We start from the raw sequence: 18,150 nt of genomic DNA on the forward strand, positions 1-18,150 counted from the left end.
GTTTTCAATTTTATTTACACCTCGAACAGCAATAGCCTTTATTTACTGTTTCAATTGCACTTTATAATCTGGTAATAACGCTTTAAAAGTCGTTACCGTATCTGCTAAGTTTTCATCTGAAAACCCACCGGCAGCATTTTTATGCCCGCCACCATTGAAATATTTCTTACAAATCTCATTTGCAGGGAAATCTCCCGTGGAGCGCAAAGATAATTTAACTTTATCAGTTCTTTCAATAATAAATGCAGCTAATTTTATCCCATTTATGGACAATGCATAGTTCACAATACCTTCTGTATCACCTGTCTGAATATTGAATGATTTCAATTCTTCTTTGGTCACCGTGATGATTGCTGTATGGAATTCAGGAATGATTTCCAGTTTATTACTCAAACAATGGCCAAGGAAACGCAAGCGGTTTTCTGTTGCATTGTCATACACCAACTGGTGGATTTTCCAATGTTCCGCACCCAAATCAATCAGATCCGCAGCAATTCGGTAAACCGTTGCATTGGCAGAAGGGAAGCGGAAAGAACCAGAATCGGTCATGATTCCTGTGTATAAACAGGTTGCAATGTCCTTATTCATGAATTCGCCGTCTTCCAGTTCATTCACAATAAAGTCATATACCAGTTGTGCCGCAGCACAGGCATTGATACTCCAATGGCGATAATCATCAAAATCTTCCGGATCCAAATGGTGGTCGATCATCAATTTTAAAGCACTTGATGCTCTTACCAGTTCACCCAACTCATTAATCCTGCTCAGGTTGTTAAAGTCCAGGCAAAAGATCATGGCAGCATCAGCCACTAATTGCGCAGCTTTCTCCTGTTGTTCGGTGTAAATGATCACATCGGAATTGTTTGGAAGCCAATGTAAAAAGTAAGGATAATCCGTAGGGGTAATCACGGTAACGTGATGTCCTTTCTGGATCAGATAAGCGTACAAGCCTAAGGATGAACCCATCGCATCGCCATCAGGCTTATGGTGGGTCGTGATTACAATTTTCTGCGGCGTTGCCAGCAATGATTTTAATTCAGGAACAGATAGCATAATTTTCACTGCAAAGCTAGTGATTAAATGATTAATTGGAGCCTATTATATTTGATGCTATAATATTAACAGTATAAAACGTAATTTTGCAAAAAAATTGAAATAAGATGACTACAAACAGAACATTTACCATGATTAAGCCTGATGCTGTTGCAAACGGACATATCGGCGCAATCATCAATGACATTACTGCAGCAGGTTTCAAAATCGTTGCTTTAAAATATACTAAATTGACAGAAGAAACTGCTGGTCAGTTCTATGCAGTTCATGCTGAACGTCCTTTCTACAAAGATTTAGTAACTTTCATGTCTTCAGGACCAATCGTTGCTGCTATCTTAGAAAAAGACAATGCAATTGAAGATTTCAGAAAATTAATCGGTGCTACTAACCCAGCTGATGCAGCTGAAGGTACAATCCGTGCAAAATATGCAAAATCTATTGATGCAAATGCTGTTCACGGTTCTGACTCTGACGAAAATGCACAAATTGAAGGAGATTTCTTCTTTACTGCTGCTGAGCGTTTCTAGTCTTCCTGAACAGGAAAGCACCTCATGGTCTGGAAAGGAAGTATTCATTACTCCAATTTCCCTGACCTTTTAAAAATAAGCATCCTGAACAGGGTGCTTATTTTTTTTGCCAAAATTGTAGGATTTGTGCCCGGGAAGAATGGCAGGTTTAGATAGGGTTCAGTAAGGGTTCGGTTAGGGTTGATATAGGGTTTAACTAACCAGACCCTATATCAACCCTAAGCCAACCCTATCTGAACCTGCCATTCTTCCCGGGGATTTCCGCTGTTTTATATCTACCTTTAATAGGCTCCTGTTTTTCACATTTATGGCTAAGCCAATCAATCTTTACAAAAAATTTGAGGATACTTTGTACCTTTCCGCCACAAACAACTCCCTGGGCTTTGCATGAGGATGCTGGCTTATTTATAAAACACATAGAATTGATGAAAAAAATTTTGATCACCTTATTACTTCCATGCTGCAGCTTCGTCGCTATGGCACAGACAAAAGGAACAAAGGCGAGTCCTGCTAAAAAAGCTACAGCAGCAAAAACACAGGCTAAAGGTCCGGTAAAACCTGTTTTCAAAAACAACCTGGATTCTGCTAGTTATGCTTTAGGTGCGAATATGGCGGCTAGCATGAAAAAAGATGGACTAGCGGCCTTAAACTATGATCTGATGATCAGAGGGATGAAAGACGCATTAGAGGGAAAAACATTACTAATTAAAAAAGAAGATTCACAAACACCAATCAGCAACCTATTTAATGGCCTGAGCAAAAAGAAATTTTTACCTATGATCAACGAAGGAAAAGTATTTTTAGAAAACAACAAGAAAAATCCAGGCGTACAGGTTACCCCTAGTGGATTACAGTACATCGTGCTTCAGGAAGGAACCGGCATCAAGCCAAAGGCTACGGATACGGTTTTAGCACACTACAAAGGAACTTTGTTAAACGGAAAACAGTTTGACAGCTCTTACGATAGAAATGAGCCACTTTCATTGCCTTTAAACAGGGTGATTGCAGGATGGACAGAAGGAATTCAATTGATGTCTACAGGTTCAAAATACAGATTTTTCATCCCTTATAACCTGGCTTATGGTGAGCGTGGCGCGGGACAGGATATCCCACCTTACAGCACTTTAATTTTCGAAGTAGAATTATTGAAAGTAAACGGCGAATAAGCCCGAGGAAAACCATTGGGAAATTGCTTTGTTATTAGAGCTAAAGAAAAGCTTATGATCGCAAAAAGATATTTCCCACTGGCCCTTGTTGCCCTACTGTCCAGCACGCTCATGAGCTGTGAACTCGTAACAGGTATATTCAAAGCTGGCGTATGGACCGGTATTATCGTGATTGTACTGGTGCTTGCATTGGTGATCTGGCTGGTTAGCCGAATCTTTGGAGGTCGCAGTTAAACCTTATAGAAATACAATTTCTATGATTACTTCAGAACCGGCACGTTCATTTAATTTTTCAATGATTCCGGTTCTGACCATCATCAGTTCATTTTTAATCACCGACGATTCAATTCTCACAAAAAGTTTCTTTTGAAAAATGTAGATCTGCGTGGTGCGATTGCCAATGGCTACGCCCATCAGTTCCGGCCATAGTGCAATGATGGTGGTTTCATCAAATTTGCCCTTCAGCTTATAGACATTGAGCAATTTGCCAATGCCTTCTTTTAAGGTGATATCATTAGGTTTACGCATTTTCTACTGCCCCGTTATTTACTTCGAATAAAGTGACTGCCACATCGATCTTATTGAATACTGCCATCACCCGTTCCTTACCGGTGTCTGTAATAAAGATCTGCCCAAAATCATGATGTGATACCATTTCCATTAGCTTATGCATCCTGTTGTCATCAAGTTTATCAAAGATATCATCCAGCAACAACAAGGGCTTGAACCCTTTAAACTTCTGAAGATAAGCATATTGCGCTAATTTCAAGGCAATTAAAAAAGATTTTTGTTGGCCCTGGGAACCAAACTTCTTTAAAGGCATGGCCGTAATCGTAAAGATCAGGTCGTCTTTATGAATACCAGTGGTGGTACGTTCCAGGATTTTATCTTTCTCAATAGACTGGTTTAATAGTTTCAGAAAAGGAGTATCTTTCAATTGACTGAGGTAGGTTAAACTCACCTCTTCTTTATCATCCGTCAGGTACTGATAATATTTATTGAATAAAGGAATAAAATCAGCCATGAACTGCTCGCGTTTGGCAAAGATCTTATCGCCAGATTGTACCAGCTGCTCATTGTAAATTTCCAATAAAGTAGGATCATACCTCCTCGTCAGCGCAATCTGTTTCAATAAAGCATTTCTGTTTAACATGTGCTTATTGTACATCATCAACTCATCCAAGTATTGTGCATCCGTTTGAGAGATCACATTATCCATAAACCTTCTGCGCTCTTCGCTACCCTCCATGATGATCGTGGTGTCGTAAGGTGAGATCATCACCAATGGGAATAAGCCAATATGGTTGGCGAGTTTATCGTATTCCTTTTTATTGCGCTTGAATTGTTTTTTTTGATTTCTTTTTACCCCGCAGGTGATCTTCTCATTCTTTGCTTCACGCTCAAAATCCCCCTGGATCAAAAATAGATCTTCGGATGTTTTGATCTGCTGGCTATCTATGGGATTGAAGTATCCTTTACATAAGCAGAGGTAATGAATTGCATCTAATAAATTGGTCTTTCCTGCACCATTATTCCCTACAAACGCATTTACAGTTTTGGAAAAACTAAGACTTGCATCAGAATAATTTTTAAAGTTGAGGAGTGTAATGTTTTTTAACCACATAGTTGTATGCAGCAAAGTTACCGTTTAGCTTTGTGAATATAGTCAAGCGGTGGTATCATTTATTTATCCTTTTATATTCGAGCTTCAAAGCAGTTTTTAGCCTCTATGCAGTAGATTATTAACCATCAGGTAGTTCGGTTTAACCATTTAGGTAACAAAGTTTAAGAAATCGACCGAAAGGGGTTGATACTTTCCCATAAAAATGTATTTTTGCAATCCTTAATTTTTTTAAATAAAATGTCTACAACAGAAAAAGAAACGAGTCACCCGGTAAGAAAGGGTTCCTTTTTAGAAGAAAATTCAAAAAGCCTTTTGTTCATTGCAGGCGCTGTAGTGCTATTAATTGGAATCTATTTTTGGTATCAGAATGTGTATCTAAAAGACAGAGCACAAGAAGCATCGGCTAAAATGTATAAAGCAGAGCAGTTTCTTGGTGTAGATTCTCTTGCCAACAAAGCAATCAATGGCGAAGGTGGTTATCCAGGTTTAGAAAAAATTGCGGAAGAGTACGACAATACCAAATCAGCAAACTTAGCCAACCTTTATTTAGGTGGTATCTATTTGCGTAAAGGTGAGTACAAAAAAGCGACAGAAGCTTTGGGTAAATATTCTGAAACAGGAAGTCCTGTAGCAGATCCATTGGCTTTAGGTTTATTAGGTGATGCTTATAGCGAGTTGAAAGACTTCAAACAAGCGGCTACTTATTACAAGAAAGCAGCTGATAAAGCGAGCAACAAATTCACTTCTCCAATGTTCCTTAAAAAACTAGGATTAGTTTATGAGCATCTGAAAGATTTCAAATCTGCAGAAGAAGCTTACACAAAAATTAAAACTCAATTTCCGGAAAGCCAGGAAGCAGCAATGATCGATGAATACATCGCACGCGCTTCCGTTCAGCTGAAGTAGGACGTTAAAAAATATTATGACAAAGGTTAGCCATTACGGCTAGCCTTTTTTTGTACCCTTTCCTTATATTTGCATTATGGCAACACAACTTAAAAACCTATCTGACTTTTCACATACTACCGTTCCTAATGGTGCGGCGTTTAAGATCGCAATCGCTGTTGCGGAGTGGAATGCAGAAATCACAGGCAGCCTATATAATGGCGCTTTAAAAACCTTACTAGACCATGGCGTTGCGGAAGAGAACATTCTTTCTATCGCAGTACCGGGTAGTTTTGAGCTAACTTCAGCTGCTGATATCCTGTTAAAGAAACACCAGGATCTGGATGCCGTAATTTGCTTAGGTTGTGTGATTCAGGGCGACACGAAACATTTCGACTTTATCTGCGATGCAGTGGCACATGGTGTAACTCAGGTGAGCGTAAAATACAGTAAGCCCGTAATTTTCGGCGTACTGACTACCAATGATTTACAACAGGCAATTGACCGCGCAGGTGGGAAACATGGCAACAAAGGCGATGAGGCGGCAATTACAGCGCTGAAAATGTCTGAACTGGCAGTTACTGCTTAGCAAAGCATTGTTTCTTCGTATTAAAATTGGTAATTTAGTAGAAGAAATTTTTTAAATCATTTGAAAATGAAAAAATTAGTCATTTTATTGCTTTGCTTATCCTGTACGGTGATGCTGCTACAAGCCTGCTCTAATAAACTATGCCCGGCTTATGGCTCTTATCCGCAGAAAAGACGATAAGGAAAGATATAATACCTATTAAAAGAATTTTGATGCAGTGGACACAGATAAATGATCTGGCTCAGATCAGCGAGATAAAAAATAAAGAAGGATACAGTTTAATTTTTAAACACAGTACCCGTTGTTCGGTAAGTAGCATGGCAAAAAGACGCTTTGAGCTGGACTGGGAAGCGATTCCTGAAACTACAAATCTATACTTCCTGGATTTAGTGAGCTTCAGGGAGATTTCTGCAAATATTGCAGAAACCTTCCAGGTGCATCACGAATCTCCACAGATCTTATTGATCAAAGACGGAGATTGTATACTTGATGCTTCACATAGCGACATCTCCGCGGAGGAGGTTGCCGAAATGATTAATAATTAAAAGATACCGTTTGCTTGATATCAGGGTGTAAACTCATCGCCACCGGACAAGTATGTGCCGAACGCTCAATGATCGTTTTATCCTTATCAGAATAACCATTTGCAGGGAATTGGAAATTGACCACAATTTCCGAAACCCTCCTTGGATTTTCGGCCATGATCTTTGTGATCTCACAAGTAGCCCCATCAATGTTGAATCCATGTGATGCGGAAGCAATTCCCACAATCGTAAGCATACAGTTTCCTAAAGAAGTAGCCAATAAATCTGTCGGCGAAAACGCCTCCCCCTTACCCTGGTTGTCTACAGGTGCATCAGTTATGATCTCATTTCCCGAACGTTCATGAACAGAAGTTGTCCTCAAACTTCCGTTATAAGTTATTTTTGAAGTTGCCATCGCTTAGTATTTAGACTGCAAGATTAACATATTTTTTTAAAACTGTCAGATTAGCGTTGTTAAAGCAGGCATTTTTATAACTATTCAAACCTATTGCTTAACTTTGTCCCATGATCGAACTTCCGGTTGTTTCCGCAAACACAGTACAACGTAAACCTGATTGGCTTAGAGTTAAGCTTCCTGTTGGTAAAGAATATGCACAAGTACGTAGTCTGGTAGACACGCATAAACTGCATACCATTTGCGAAAGTGGCAATTGCCCGAATATGGGCGAGTGCTGGGGTGCCGGTACTGCAACCTTCATGATTCTTGGAAATATCTGTACCCGCTCCTGCTCTTTCTGTGCAGTAGCTACCGGCAGACCATTAGCTGTGGATACTGATGAGCCTAATCGTGTGGCAAACTCAGTAAAATTGATGCAGGTAAAACACTGTGTAATTACCTCCGTAGATAGAGATGACCTGAAAGATGGTGGTTCTATCATTTGGGCAGAGACTTTACAGGCGATCAGAAGAGAAAGTCCGGAAACTACTTTAGAGACTTTAATCCCTGACTTTAGAGGGATCTGGGACAATTTATACCGCGTACTGGAGGAAAGACCAGAGGTGATGTCTCATAATGTGGAAACGGTAAGACGTTTAACCAAACAAGTACGCATCCAGGCAAAATACGATAGAAGTTTAGAATGTCTTAAACGCATTTCTGATTTCGGATTGAGAACTAAAACAGGAATTATGCTTGGTTTAGGAGAAACGGAAGAAGATGTATATGAAGCAATGGACGATTTAGTTGCCAATGGCGTTCATATCCTTACTTTAGGACAATACCTGCAGCCAACCCGCAATCACCACCCGGTGCTGGACTGGATACATCCAGATCAGTTTGCCAAATACAAAGAGGTAGGAATGGCAAAAGGTTTCAAATATGTAGAAAGCGGACCATTGGTGCGTTCTTCTTATCATGCTGAAAAACACCTATTTGATCTATAAGCGATAAAAAGCAAACAAAATTTAACTTTTCTTGTTAAGGTTTACTGTATATCTGTATATTAGTAAACCTTGACAACGACAAAGAAAATCTCCCTCACTGAAGATCAGCTCATTCTGGCTTTAAAAGCCAGAGATACTAATGCTATGAAAGCATTATACGATATGTATTCAGCTTCTTTGTTTGGCGTAATTTCGAGAATTGTCTCCCATACTGAAGTAGCGGAAGATATACTGCAAGAAACTTTCTTAAAAATCTGGAACTCTACAGATAGTTATGACCCCTCAAAAGGACGTCTGTTTACCTGGATGATGAATATTGCCCGGAATTTATCAATCGATAAGCTCCGTTCAAAAGATTTTAAGAACGCCAATAAAAACCAAGACATCGAAAATAACGTAGATTTCATTGACGCACAGAAAGAAACAACTTTCAACTCAGACCTGATCGGTTTGAAAGACATGGTCACTGCATTGAAACCAGAATTCAATCATGTATTGAATATGGTTTATTTCAAAGGATACACACATGTTGAAGCGGCAGAAGAATTAGACTTGCCATTAGGTACGGTTAAAACCCGCATCAGGATGGCTATTATGGAATTAAGAAAGCATTTTAATTAAAGTGGAAGAGGGAAAAGCATATATTGAATCAGGCACACTTGAACTTTACGTTCTCGGCGATCTTAACGCGCAAGAACAACGTGAAGTGGAAGCAATGGCAGCAAAATATCCGGATGTAAAAAAGGAGATTACTGCAATTGAAATTGCTATGGAAAAATATGCCATGCAAAATGCCATCAGCCCTTCTCCAGAATTAGAAAGTATTATCCTGGGTAAAATCACTGCCATGGAAAATGCTCAGGAAACACCTGTGGCCAAACCCATTCCAGCTGTTGCTGATCAACAGGAAGCAACAAAAGTTTTGCCTCTGGCACCACATGGATATGATGCGAAAATCAGAACCTTAAAAATTGCATTAGCAGCCTGCGCAACATTATTAGTGGTAAGTGGCATTGCCCTTTATTCTGCACACACGGAATTAGATACTGCAAAAAATCAGATCATTGCTTTAAATCAAGATAAACAACGATTTGCCGCTACGGTGAATTACATGACAGAAACCAATAAGGAATTGCAAACCATTGCAGATATGCCTGCTGATCCGGACTGGAAAACTGTGCGTTTGGCAGGAACGAAAATGGATCCTCAGGCTAAAATGACGGTGTATTGGCATACTTCAGGTCGCCATGTCATGTTGGATAATTCTAAAATGAGCCTTCCTAAAAACGATGAGGCACATCAATATCAACTTTGGGCCCTGGTAAAAGGAAAACCGGTAGACCTTGGTGTATTTGATGTGAAGACAGATAGTAGCCACATTCTTTTGAAAATGAAGGAAATTGCAGGTGCAGATGCCTTTGCCGTTACTTTAGAAAAAAGAGGTGGTTCAGCTGGTCCAACAATGGATCAAATGATTGCCATGGGTGGCGTTTAAGCACTTTCCCTTATCTATTATCAAATATGCTTTTTACAGTAATTGGAACTTGCATCGCTACCTGTGAGGCTGTTACATTGAAATGCGTACTGCTCAGCTCGTCACCGGACTTGCCATGGAAATAGCAAGCCAGTAAGGCCGCAGCTTTAGCGCTATATCCTTGCGCCAGATAAGCAGTCAGTATGCCCGTTAACACATCCCCCATTCCTCCCTGCGCCATCGCCGGATTGCCCGTTTGATTGATAGACACATCCCCTTCATGATCGATTATGAAAGTATATTGATTTTTAAGCAGGATCACTATTCCTCTCTTTTTAGCCTCCATTCTGGCAGTTTGCAAGCGATCCCACCAGTTTTCATGGGGACCAAAAAGCTGGTCAAATTCTTTTACATGTGGACTAAGTATGGAATCTTTAGGCAAAAGATGGAATAGATCCGGATGGCCTCCTAATATGGCTAAAGCATCCGCATCGATCACCACCGGTTGTTTCAATGCGAAAATCCCCGCCATAATGGTAATGCTATCTAACATCCGGCCAATGCCCGGTCCGATAGCAATCGCATCGTAGTTATCTAATGTTCTTGATCTAAGCAAACTGGAGCGCTCCAGGTACATTGCCTCTGGCAAAGTGCTATTTAGCGCCATTAAGCCCTGCGCAGGAATAGAAAGGCTCAGCAATCCAACTCCTGCGTATAAACAGCCCTTAGCACACAGCAACGCAGCGCCCATGGTCTTTTCTTCGCCGGCAATGAGCAGGGCATGGCCATAAGTTCCCTTATGAGAAAAAGCCACTCTGGGCTTTACCATACCGCGTATATCGGCCAGTTCAACTAATTTATATGGAGAAGCACTCGCTTCTGCACTTTGTTTTTTTAATCCAGAATCAACTACCTGTTCTTTACTCGATGGATCTGTATCGGGTAAATAGGCATTTAAGAAAACTGACATAGGATAGATTTTATAAACCCATTTCTTTCTTCAAAAATTTACCGGTTAAACTAATCGGGTTTTGTACCAATCCTTCAGGAGTTCCTTCAAAGATGATCCGACCACCGCCAATACCACCTTCTTCTCCTAAATCGATCACCCAATCCGCTACTTTTACGACGTCCAGGTTATGCTCTATGACCAGTACGGTATTTCCTTTTTCTACCAGTTCATTCAACACCCCAAGGAGTACATTAATATCCTCAAAATGTAAGCCAGTAGTAGGCTCATCCAGAATATAAAATGTTTTTCCCGTATCTTTTTTAGAAAGTTCAGTAGCCAGTTTTACCCTTTGGGCTTCTCCACCGGAAAGCGTGGTAGAAGACTGACCTAAAGTGATATATCCTAAACCTACATCTTTAAGGGTTTTGATCTTTCTGTAGATCACTGGCATGTTCTCAAAGAAATCACAAGCTTCTTCGATACTCATGTCAAGTACATCGCTGATGGACTTACTGCGGTAACGCACTTCCAGTGTTTCTCTGTTGTATCTTTTTCCTCCGCATTCTTCACAAGGCACCTGTACATCCGGAAGGAAGTTCATTTCTATGACTTTCATTCCTCCCCCCTGACAAGTTTCACACCTTCCTCCTTTTACATTGAAGGAGAAACGACCAGGTTTATAGCCTCTGATCTTTGCTTCCGGCAATTGTACAAACAAGTTCCTGATGTCAGAAAAAACGCCTGTATAGGTGGAAGGATTAGATCTTGGCGTACGCCCGATAGGTGCCTGATCGATTTCAATTACTTTATCTATTTCTTTGATGCCACTGATTTTTTCGTAAGGCAAAGGATGTTTCTTAGCCCTAAAAAAATGATGGTTTAAGATCGGATATAAGGTTTCGGTAATCAGACTGGATTTCCCACTTCCGGATACACCAGTTACGGCAATAAATTTACCCAGTGGGAAGTCTACTGATACGTCTTTTAAATTATGTCCGCTAGCTTTAATGATAGATAATTTATGTCCAGTTCCTTTTCTGCGTTTTTTAGGGACTTCAATCCCTTTTTTACCGTTCAGATAAGCTGCGGTTAAGGTATCCGATTTTAGAATCTCCGCGGGAGTACCCTGTGCTACGATTTCACCGCCGCGAACTCCCGCTGCAGGTCCAACATCAATTACGTGATCTGCTTCCAGAATCATGTCTTTGTCGTGTTCTACCACCAATACGGTATTCCCAAGGTCTCTTAAATTTTTCAAGGCACCGATCAATCGCTCATTGTCGCGCTGATGCAAACCGATACTTGGCTCATCCAGAATATACATCACATTCATCAGCTGAGAGCCGATTTGTGTCGCCAAACGGATCCTTTGCGCCTCTCCACCGGATAGAGTACGTGCCGTACGGTCCAGAGAAAGGTAATTCAAGCCTACATCTGTCAGGAAGCCCAATCTGGTCCTGATTTCTTTAAGAATCTCTTTAGCAATCGTATTTTGACGCTCAGACAAACGGCTTTCCAAGTCCACATACCAGGCTTTTAAGCTGTTGATATCCATTTCTGCCAGCTCAAAGATGTTTTTTCCGTCAATTTTAAAGTGCAAACTTTCCTTCTTTAACCTTGCACCATTACAAACCGGGCAGGTTTTCAGTTTACGGAAGGTCTCCATATCATCAATTGCACCTTCGCCTTTTTTCTCTTGTTGTTCTTCTAACAGCTTAATGATCCCATCAAAGGTGATCTGGTAGTTCTGAACATTCCATTTGTTATACTCTACAGCTACGCTTAATAATTCATGAGAACCGTCCAGAATGATCCCAATTTGTTCTTCAGTAAGTTTTTCAAGCGGCGTAGATAAAGAGAAGCTATATTTTTTAGCCAATGCTTTCAATACCTGGAATACCCAGATGTCGCGGTATTCGCCTAATGGTGCTAAACCGCCGTTCATGATGCTCAGCTTAGGATTCGGCATCACCGATTCTTTATCAATCACGAAAATGTAACCTAGACCGTCGCAACTTTCGCAAGCTCCGTAAGGAGAGTTAAAAGAGAAACTGTTAGGCTGTGGCTCATCATAAGAAATCCCCGTGGTTGGGCACATCAGAAAGCGACTAAAATGAGAGACATTATTGTCCTTATCGCTGATTTTAATGATGCCTTTTCCCATCTTCATTGCAGTTTGAAGAGAATCCTGAAGTCTTTTCTGGTCTTCCTTATCGATAATCAGACGGTCTATAACCACCTCAATATCATGGATCTTATAACGATCCACCTGCATTTTAGGGCTCATATCCTGGATTTCTCCATCTATGCGCACTTTAATATATCCTTGTTTGCGAATTTGCTCGAATAATTCTCTATAGTGTCCTTTACGTCCCTTTACTACGGGTGCAAGGATATTCACCGGCATACCTGCGAATTTCTTATAGATGTTTCCAAGGATCTGATCTTCGCTCATGCGTTCCATTTTCTCCCCGGTATTGTAAGAGAAAGCATCCGCCGTACGGGCATACAATAAACGCATGAAATCGTAGATTTCTGTAATGGTACCAACGGTAGATCTTGGGTTTTTGCTGGTTGTTTTTTGCTCAATGGCAATCACCGGACTTAATCCTGATACTTTATCCACATCAGGACGCTCCATTCCACCCATAAACTGGCGGGAATACGCGCTGAAAGTTTCCATGTACCTACGCTGTCCCTCCGCATAAATGGTATCAAATGCCAAAGAGGACTTTCCGCTTCCACTCAATCCGGTAATCACTACCAGCTTGTTTCGGGGAAAGGAGATGTCTATATTTTTAAGGTTATGTACCCTGGCACCATATACTTCTACATCCTTTTGCTCGCCCAGGTCAACGGTATTTTTGCTCATATTTTTATTAAAACAATACTGATATCTATATATTTAAGACAACAAATTTTCAGCCACAAAAATGCTAAAAATTTTATCAAAAGAAAAGCTTAAAGCCATAGGGCTGATCATAATTACCAAACTAATGTAGTCCCGTTTTCAGTCGGGTGTCCGGTACAGACTAGCACTCTTCCTGCTTCAATCTCGTTGTCCATTAAAACTTCATTATAATCCATTCTTACCTGCCCTTTGATGCAATTGGCAGTACAGGTGCTACAAATGCCCGCATGACAACTATATGGGAGGTTGATGCCCTGTTCTAAAGCCGCATCCAAAATACTCTGGTGGTAAGGAACCATGATTTCCTTTATTTCTCCTTTGAAATTGAGGATCACAGAATAGGTATTGGTATCTTTTACGATCTTTTCTGTAGTATCGTCTTCATCAGCCTCATCTTCAGGTAGCACAAAAGTTTCTCTTTTGATTTGCGCCTGCTGGAAACCCAGATTTAATAAGGTAATTCTACAGACATCCATGTAATCTACCGGACCACAGGTATAAAGTAAGGTGTCTTCTTTTTCAAATTCATTGTTTTCAGCAACAATACGCTCGATAAGCTGGCCGTTTAATCGGGCCATCATCAGATTTTTAGCGGTGCTGAACAAGTAAATGATTTTTAAACGATCCGGATACTTTTGCTGCCATTCATTGAGTTCCTCATAGAATAAACTGCCTTCAGCAGATTTGTTGCTGTATGCTAAAATGACTTTGGTATGTTTTTCAACAGTCAATGCCGTCTTTAATATCGAGAATAATGGCGTGATCCCCACTCCTGCTGCGAATAAAAATACCGTTCTTTTGATCTCTTCCTGCGGAAGATAGCTGAATTGTCCATTCGGTTCTAATGCGGTAAGCACATCACCTATGGCAGTTTTATGATGTAAGAGCCTCGAAATTTCTCCATTTTCTACTCTTTTGATCGCAATAACTAAGGGTTCATCCAGATCCGGAGAACTGCAAAGGGAATATGACCTCCTCAATTCTTTTCCATTTACCTCAAATACAAGCGTTAAGAATTGTCCGGCCAGATAGCTCGGTTTCGGCGCTGCAATTGGCTCAAAACTGATGAGCAGTGTTTCGCCCGGACTATAGGTCATTCCGGTAATGCGCAATTTTAACAGTTTCATAGGGCAGTAAAATAGTGATTTTCCGAGAAAACAAAAAGCCGGAATAAATTCCGGCTCCCCCCTTTGTGTGTGTTTTATTCTTTTATTACTCTGCTCGCTCTGCTTTATCAGCTTCGCTTGCAGCTTTCTCCGCATTGTAAGCAATAAAGGCTCTTGGCGCTTTATAACCGTATTGATCCGGATATTCCATGATCTGTTTCATGGAAATCAATTTGTAAACGTAACTAGCCGTTTCGCTGTTCAGTTTCATCTTGAAATAATTGTCTTGTTTTTGCCTGTTAATCTGCTTCCTCATGTGGTTGTCACCAACATTATAGGCCGCTGCAACGAGTGCCCAATTGTCAAAAATTCCGTAGAGTTCTTTGATGTATTTGGCGGCAGCGATTGTTGACTTGCGTAAGTTGTTTCGCTCGTCTACTTTCGAATTAACTCTCAAACCATAACTGCGTGCAGTAGCCGGCATAAACTGCCAGAATCCTGCTGCTCCTTTTGGAGATACGCCCGACTTTAATCCTGATTCCACTAAAGGCATATACTTAAAGTCTTCAGGAATGCCGTAGGCGGCAAGTATTGGTTCTATTACAGGAAACCATTCTGCTGCTTTATTATGCAAACGGTTGGTTTGTAGATTACTGTAACTAAATTTAGCAAGGGCTCTTTCCATTTTCCGCTCCACAATGGCATCCCCTAATGGTAGTCCTTCCTCTGCAAATTTTAGATCAGCCATTGTTTGAGCTGGCTCTTCGATCTCTGATACTAATGTATCCGTATTTTTTGTTGTTTTTTCTTCTTTTAAAAGACTTTCTGCTGCTTGGGGCATGTTGTAAGCAAACACTTTTGCGATTACCAGTAATGTAATTATTACCGTTAATGTTATTATGTGTTTCTTTATCATTTTCCTCCTTTTTTTGGTTAACAATTTTAAAACGTTTGCAAAGATAACGTATATTATCTTAATTATCAACCTTTTACAGAAAGTGTCTCCAAAATCCACGTTTAAACACCCATAGACAGCGATTTTTTACAACTCTTACAACTTCGCAAAATATTAGCAATAAATTGCTCGATTTTTACTAAATTTGCACCCGCATAAATTATGCGGAATAATAGCGTATCATGATGAAAGACAACAACAGGAACAGTCGGGATGACAAGTCCAAACCGGGAAACAGAAGTTCAACAGGCCAAAGCCGTAGCGGAGGAGATTCCTCCTATAAAGGCAAAAGCAAGTTTGACGACAAAGAGGGGAAAGATAAAAAGTTTGGTGGCCCGAGAGATTTTAACCCAAGAGAAGGCGGTTCTAGAGACTATAAACCTAGAGAAGGTGGATCAAGGGATTTCAAACCACGTGAAGGTGGTTCAAGGGATTTCAAACCTAGAGAAGGTGGTTCAAGAGATTTCAAACCACGTGAAGGTGGTTCAAGAGATTTCAAACCACGTGAAGGTGGTTCAAGAGATTTCAAACCACGTGAAGGTGGATCAAGAGATTTCAAACCTAGAGAAGGTGGTTCAAGAGATTTCAAACCTCGTGAAGGCGGTTCAAGAGATTTCAAACCTCGTGAAGGTGGTTCAAGAGATTTCAAACCTAGAGAAGGTGGTTCAAGAGATTTCAAACCACGTGAAGGTGGTTCAAGAGATTTCAAACCTCGTGAAGGCGGTTCAAGAGATTTCAAACCTCGTGAAGGCGGTTCAAGAGATTTCAAACCTCATAGTGCAGGAAGCTCAAGAGATGTACCTCCTTCTGACAAAACCCGTAGTTATATAAAGAAAGACCATTTCGGAAAAGGGGATCAACCTTTCAGGAAATTTGATGATAATAAAGGTGGTACTTCAAGAAGTACTGACAGCAGACCTTTTAGAAAAAGAGAAGACGAAGGCGGTTCAAGAGATTTCAAACCTCGTGATGCACGTCCTGATCGCGCAGAAGGTGGCAATACTACTATGCGTAGTAGAAAAGCACCTATCGTTAAAGATGACGGCTTAATTCGTTTGAACAGATACATCGCCAATTCAGGCATTTGCTCCCGTCGTAAAGCGGATGAGCTGATTGCTGCTGGTGTGGTATCAGTAAATGGAGAAGCAATTTCTGAACTTGGTCATAAAATTGACCCTGCGAAAGATGAAATCCGTTATAACGGTGAATTGTTGAAACGCGAAAAGAAAATTTACGTGTTGTTAAACAAGCCTAAAGATTATATTACGACTACTGATGATCCTCAGGAACGCCGTACCGTAATGCAATTGGTAGAGAAAGCAAGCAGAGAACGTATTTATCCGGTAGGAAGATTAGACCGTAACACTACAGGTTTATTGTTGATGACCAATGATGGCGATCTTGCTGATAAGTTATCTCACCCAAGAAATGGCATCACAAAAATCTACCATGTAGAATTAAGTAAGACTTTAAGTCAAGGTGATTTCAACAAAATTCAGTTCGGTTTAGAATTGGAAGATGGTTTGATCAAACCTGATAATATCTCTTATGTAGCTGGTGGTTCTAAAAAAGAAATCGGTATCCAGATCCATAGTGGTAAAAATAGAATCGTAAGAAGAATATTTGAACACTTAGGTTATGATGTCGTGAAACTTGACCGTGTAGTTTACGGTAACCTGACTAAAAAAGACCTTCCACGTGGAAGATGGAGATATTTAGAAGAGCATGAATTGATTCAGATCAAACATCTGATCAAGTAATCTCCTTAAAAAGATCCAATAAAACATCATTAGCCTGTCCCTTAACCATAAGGAACAGGCTTTTGTTTTTTTAAGATAATTTTAAATAAATTAGCCCTCATGAAGAAACTCTTATTTTTCCCAATCATTATGCTGGCACTACAAAGCTGCGCTCAAAAAAAAGATTATAATTTAATTGTAGGTACATATACCAATACAGGGAAAAGTGAGGGGATTTATGTCTACGACTTCGATGCCAACACCTCTGCTTTTAAAGCAAAAAGCGTCATTAAAAATGTAGAAAACCCAAGTTACCTGGCTCTGGGTGATGGAAATAAAACTATTTATGCAGTCAATGAAACTTCAGGAACCAGCGCAGTAACTGCCTTTACTTTTGACGCCCCATCCGGAAAATTGACTTTAATAAACAAACAGCCTACCAATGGCGCAGATCCTTGTTTTATTATTGCCGATCAAAAGAACGTGATTACCGCAAATTATTCAGGCGGTAGCATCTCCGTATTTGGCATTGAAAAGAATGCTGCGTTATCCCCTATTAAGCAACTTGTGAAACATAGTGGAAGAAGTGTTGATAAAGACCGTCAGGGAAGTTCTCACGTACATATGGTACAGTTTAGTCCTGATCACAAATATGTAGTCGTGAACGACCTGGGTACGGATAAGGTGTATACGTATGCATACAATCCAAATGGTGGAAATAAAGTACTAAGTATTAAAGATAGTGTTGCAATTAACCCTGGAGCTGGCCCCAGACATCTTGTTTTCAGTAAAGATGGTAAATATGCTTACCTGATTCATGAAATCGATGGTGGAATCACCGTGTTCAGTTACAGCGATGGTAATCTGACCGAAATTCAGGAGACTAAAATCACAGAAGATGGTTTCAAAGGAGAAAATGGAGCTGCCGATATTCACCTTTCTCCTGATGGTAAATTTCTATATGCAAGTAACAGAGGCTCCGAAAATAAGATCACCATTTTTGCTATTGAAAAGGGTGGCTTACTTAGCGTAAGAGGTTATGTCCCTACTTTAGGGAAAGGCCCGAGAAACTTCGCCATTGATCCAAGCGGAAAATACTTATTAGTAGCACACCAATACACCAATAACATTGTTATTTTTGAACGTAATGTCGAAACGGGTGCATTAACTGATACCGGTAAAAGAATTGAAGTAGGCGCTCCGGTTTGCTTAATCTTTGCTCCAGTTAAATAATCAACAAC

Annotated in this window: 19 protein-coding genes; 11 read left to right on the forward strand and 8 right to left on the reverse strand. The window is 40.3% G+C overall.

Going from position 1 to position 18,150, the window contains the following annotated elements; genetic code table 11:
- Positions 1 to 42: 42 nt before the first annotated feature.
- Entirely contained in the window at positions 43 to 1,053 is a 1,011-nt protein-coding gene (locus R2S10_RS23655; protein WP_316842945.1) for a DHH family phosphoesterase, read from the reverse strand.
- Between the two features lie 107 nt (positions 1,054 to 1,160).
- Here R2S10_RS23655 and R2S10_RS23660 point away from each other — a divergent pair, with 107 nt between their 5' ends.
- The 3 genes from R2S10_RS23660 to R2S10_RS23670 all read left to right on the forward strand — a co-directional run bounded on the left by R2S10_RS23660 (position 1,161) and on the right by R2S10_RS23670 (position 2,980).
- Positions 1,161 to 1,580 (forward strand): nucleoside-diphosphate kinase, encoded by a 420-nt coding sequence (locus R2S10_RS23660; protein ID WP_222537471.1) that lies wholly within the window; start codon positions 1,161 to 1,163, stop codon positions 1,578 to 1,580.
- Positions 1,581 to 2,005: 425 nt separating this feature from the next.
- Positions 2,006 to 2,746, forward strand: a complete 741-nt coding sequence (locus R2S10_RS23665) for an FKBP-type peptidyl-prolyl cis-trans isomerase (RefSeq protein WP_316842872.1) — start codon at positions 2,006 to 2,008, stop codon at positions 2,744 to 2,746.
- Positions 2,747 to 2,800: 54 nt separating this feature from the next.
- Positions 2,801 to 2,980, forward strand: a complete 180-nt coding sequence (locus R2S10_RS23670; RefSeq protein ID WP_316842873.1) for a hypothetical protein — start codon at positions 2,801 to 2,803, stop codon at positions 2,978 to 2,980.
- A 3-nt stretch (positions 2,981 to 2,983) separates the two neighbouring features.
- On the opposite strand, the gene R2S10_RS23675 is transcribed toward R2S10_RS23670, so the two are convergent.
- A complete protein-coding gene (locus R2S10_RS23675; protein WP_316842874.1) occupies positions 2,984 to 3,274 on the reverse strand; it encodes a DUF721 domain-containing protein in 291 nt (96 codons plus the stop codon).
- The gene (recF, locus tag R2S10_RS23680; protein ID WP_316842946.1) at positions 3,267 to 4,370 is read right to left on the reverse strand and encodes a DNA replication/repair protein RecF; all 1,104 of its coding nucleotides are present in this window, start codon (positions 4,368 to 4,370) and stop codon (positions 3,267 to 3,269) included. The genes R2S10_RS23675 and recF overlap by 8 nt, the downstream gene beginning before the upstream one ends.
- Positions 4,371 to 4,607: 237 nt before the next feature.
- Here recF and R2S10_RS23685 point away from each other — a divergent pair, with 237 nt between their 5' ends.
- The 3 genes from R2S10_RS23685 (at position 4,608) to ytxJ (ending at position 6,389) form a co-directional block, all read left to right on the forward strand.
- Positions 4,608 to 5,276 carry a tetratricopeptide repeat protein gene (locus R2S10_RS23685; protein ID WP_316842875.1) on the forward strand — a complete coding sequence of 223 codons (669 nt, stop codon included), beginning with the start codon at positions 4,608 to 4,610 and terminating at the stop codon, positions 5,274 to 5,276.
- 76 nt (positions 5,277 to 5,352) lie between these two features.
- Complete coding sequence (ribH, locus tag R2S10_RS23690) at positions 5,353 to 5,844, forward strand: 6,7-dimethyl-8-ribityllumazine synthase (protein ID WP_316842876.1); 492 nt, start codon at positions 5,353 to 5,355, stop codon at positions 5,842 to 5,844.
- Between the two features lie 212 nt (positions 5,845 to 6,056).
- On the forward strand, positions 6,057 to 6,389 hold the full coding sequence (gene ytxJ, locus R2S10_RS23695; RefSeq protein ID WP_316842877.1) for a bacillithiol system redox-active protein YtxJ: 333 nt from the start codon (positions 6,057 to 6,059) through the stop codon (positions 6,387 to 6,389).
- On the opposite strand, the gene R2S10_RS23700 is transcribed toward ytxJ, so the two are convergent.
- Positions 6,379 to 6,783 (reverse strand): OsmC family protein, encoded by a 405-nt coding sequence (locus R2S10_RS23700; protein WP_316842878.1) that lies wholly within the window; start codon positions 6,781 to 6,783, stop codon positions 6,379 to 6,381. The two genes, ytxJ and R2S10_RS23700, sit on opposite strands and share 11 nt — an antisense overlap.
- Positions 6,784 to 6,893: 110 nt before the next feature.
- Between R2S10_RS23700 and lipA the strand changes: the two genes are divergently transcribed.
- The 3 genes from lipA (at position 6,894) to R2S10_RS23715 (ending at position 9,267) form a co-directional block, all read left to right on the forward strand.
- Positions 6,894 to 7,772 (forward strand): lipoyl synthase, encoded by an 879-nt coding sequence (gene lipA, locus R2S10_RS23705; RefSeq protein WP_316842879.1) that lies wholly within the window; start codon positions 6,894 to 6,896, stop codon positions 7,770 to 7,772.
- Between the two features lie 69 nt (positions 7,773 to 7,841).
- Positions 7,842 to 8,393, forward strand: coding sequence for an RNA polymerase sigma factor (locus tag R2S10_RS23710; RefSeq protein WP_316842880.1), 552 nt, complete (start codon positions 7,842 to 7,844; stop codon positions 8,391 to 8,393).
- Position 8,394: 1 nt separating this feature from the next.
- Positions 8,395 to 9,267 (forward strand): anti-sigma factor, encoded by an 873-nt coding sequence (locus tag R2S10_RS23715; RefSeq protein ID WP_316842881.1) that lies wholly within the window; start codon positions 8,395 to 8,397, stop codon positions 9,265 to 9,267.
- Positions 9,268 to 9,277: 10 nt separating this feature from the next.
- Here R2S10_RS23715 and R2S10_RS23720 read toward each other — a convergent pair whose 3' ends face one another.
- The 4 genes from R2S10_RS23720 to R2S10_RS23735 form a co-directional block, all read right to left on the reverse strand.
- Positions 9,278 to 10,216, reverse strand: coding sequence for an NAD(P)H-hydrate dehydratase (locus R2S10_RS23720; RefSeq protein ID WP_316842882.1), 939 nt, complete (start codon positions 10,214 to 10,216; stop codon positions 9,278 to 9,280).
- 10 nt (positions 10,217 to 10,226) lie between these two features.
- Complete coding sequence (gene uvrA, locus R2S10_RS23725) at positions 10,227 to 13,070, reverse strand: excinuclease ABC subunit UvrA (RefSeq protein WP_316842883.1); 2,844 nt, start codon at positions 13,068 to 13,070, stop codon at positions 10,227 to 10,229.
- 113 nt (positions 13,071 to 13,183) lie between these two features.
- The gene (locus R2S10_RS23730; protein ID WP_316842884.1) at positions 13,184 to 14,236 is read right to left on the reverse strand and encodes a ferredoxin--NADP reductase; all 1,053 of its coding nucleotides are present in this window, start codon (positions 14,234 to 14,236) and stop codon (positions 13,184 to 13,186) included.
- 85 nt (positions 14,237 to 14,321) lie between these two features.
- Complete coding sequence (locus R2S10_RS23735; RefSeq protein ID WP_316842885.1) at positions 14,322 to 15,131, reverse strand: lytic transglycosylase domain-containing protein; 810 nt, start codon at positions 15,129 to 15,131, stop codon at positions 14,322 to 14,324.
- Between the two features lie 221 nt (positions 15,132 to 15,352).
- On the opposite strand from R2S10_RS23735, the gene R2S10_RS23740 reads away from it, so the two are divergent.
- Both R2S10_RS23740 and R2S10_RS23745 read left to right on the forward strand, forming a co-directional pair.
- Positions 15,353 to 16,930: a pseudouridine synthase gene (locus R2S10_RS23740; protein ID WP_316842886.1), complete on the forward strand. Its 1,578-nt coding sequence runs from the start codon at positions 15,353 to 15,355 to the stop codon at positions 16,928 to 16,930.
- Between the two features lie 99 nt (positions 16,931 to 17,029).
- Positions 17,030 to 18,142, forward strand: a complete 1,113-nt coding sequence (locus R2S10_RS23745) for a lactonase family protein (RefSeq protein WP_316842887.1) — start codon at positions 17,030 to 17,032, stop codon at positions 18,140 to 18,142.
- Positions 18,143 to 18,150: the final 8 nt, after the last annotated feature.

Origin of the sequence: Pedobacter gandavensis, assembly GCF_032678745.1 — a bacterium.
GTDB lineage: Bacteria > Bacteroidota > Bacteroidia > Sphingobacteriales > Sphingobacteriaceae > Pedobacter > Pedobacter gandavensis_C.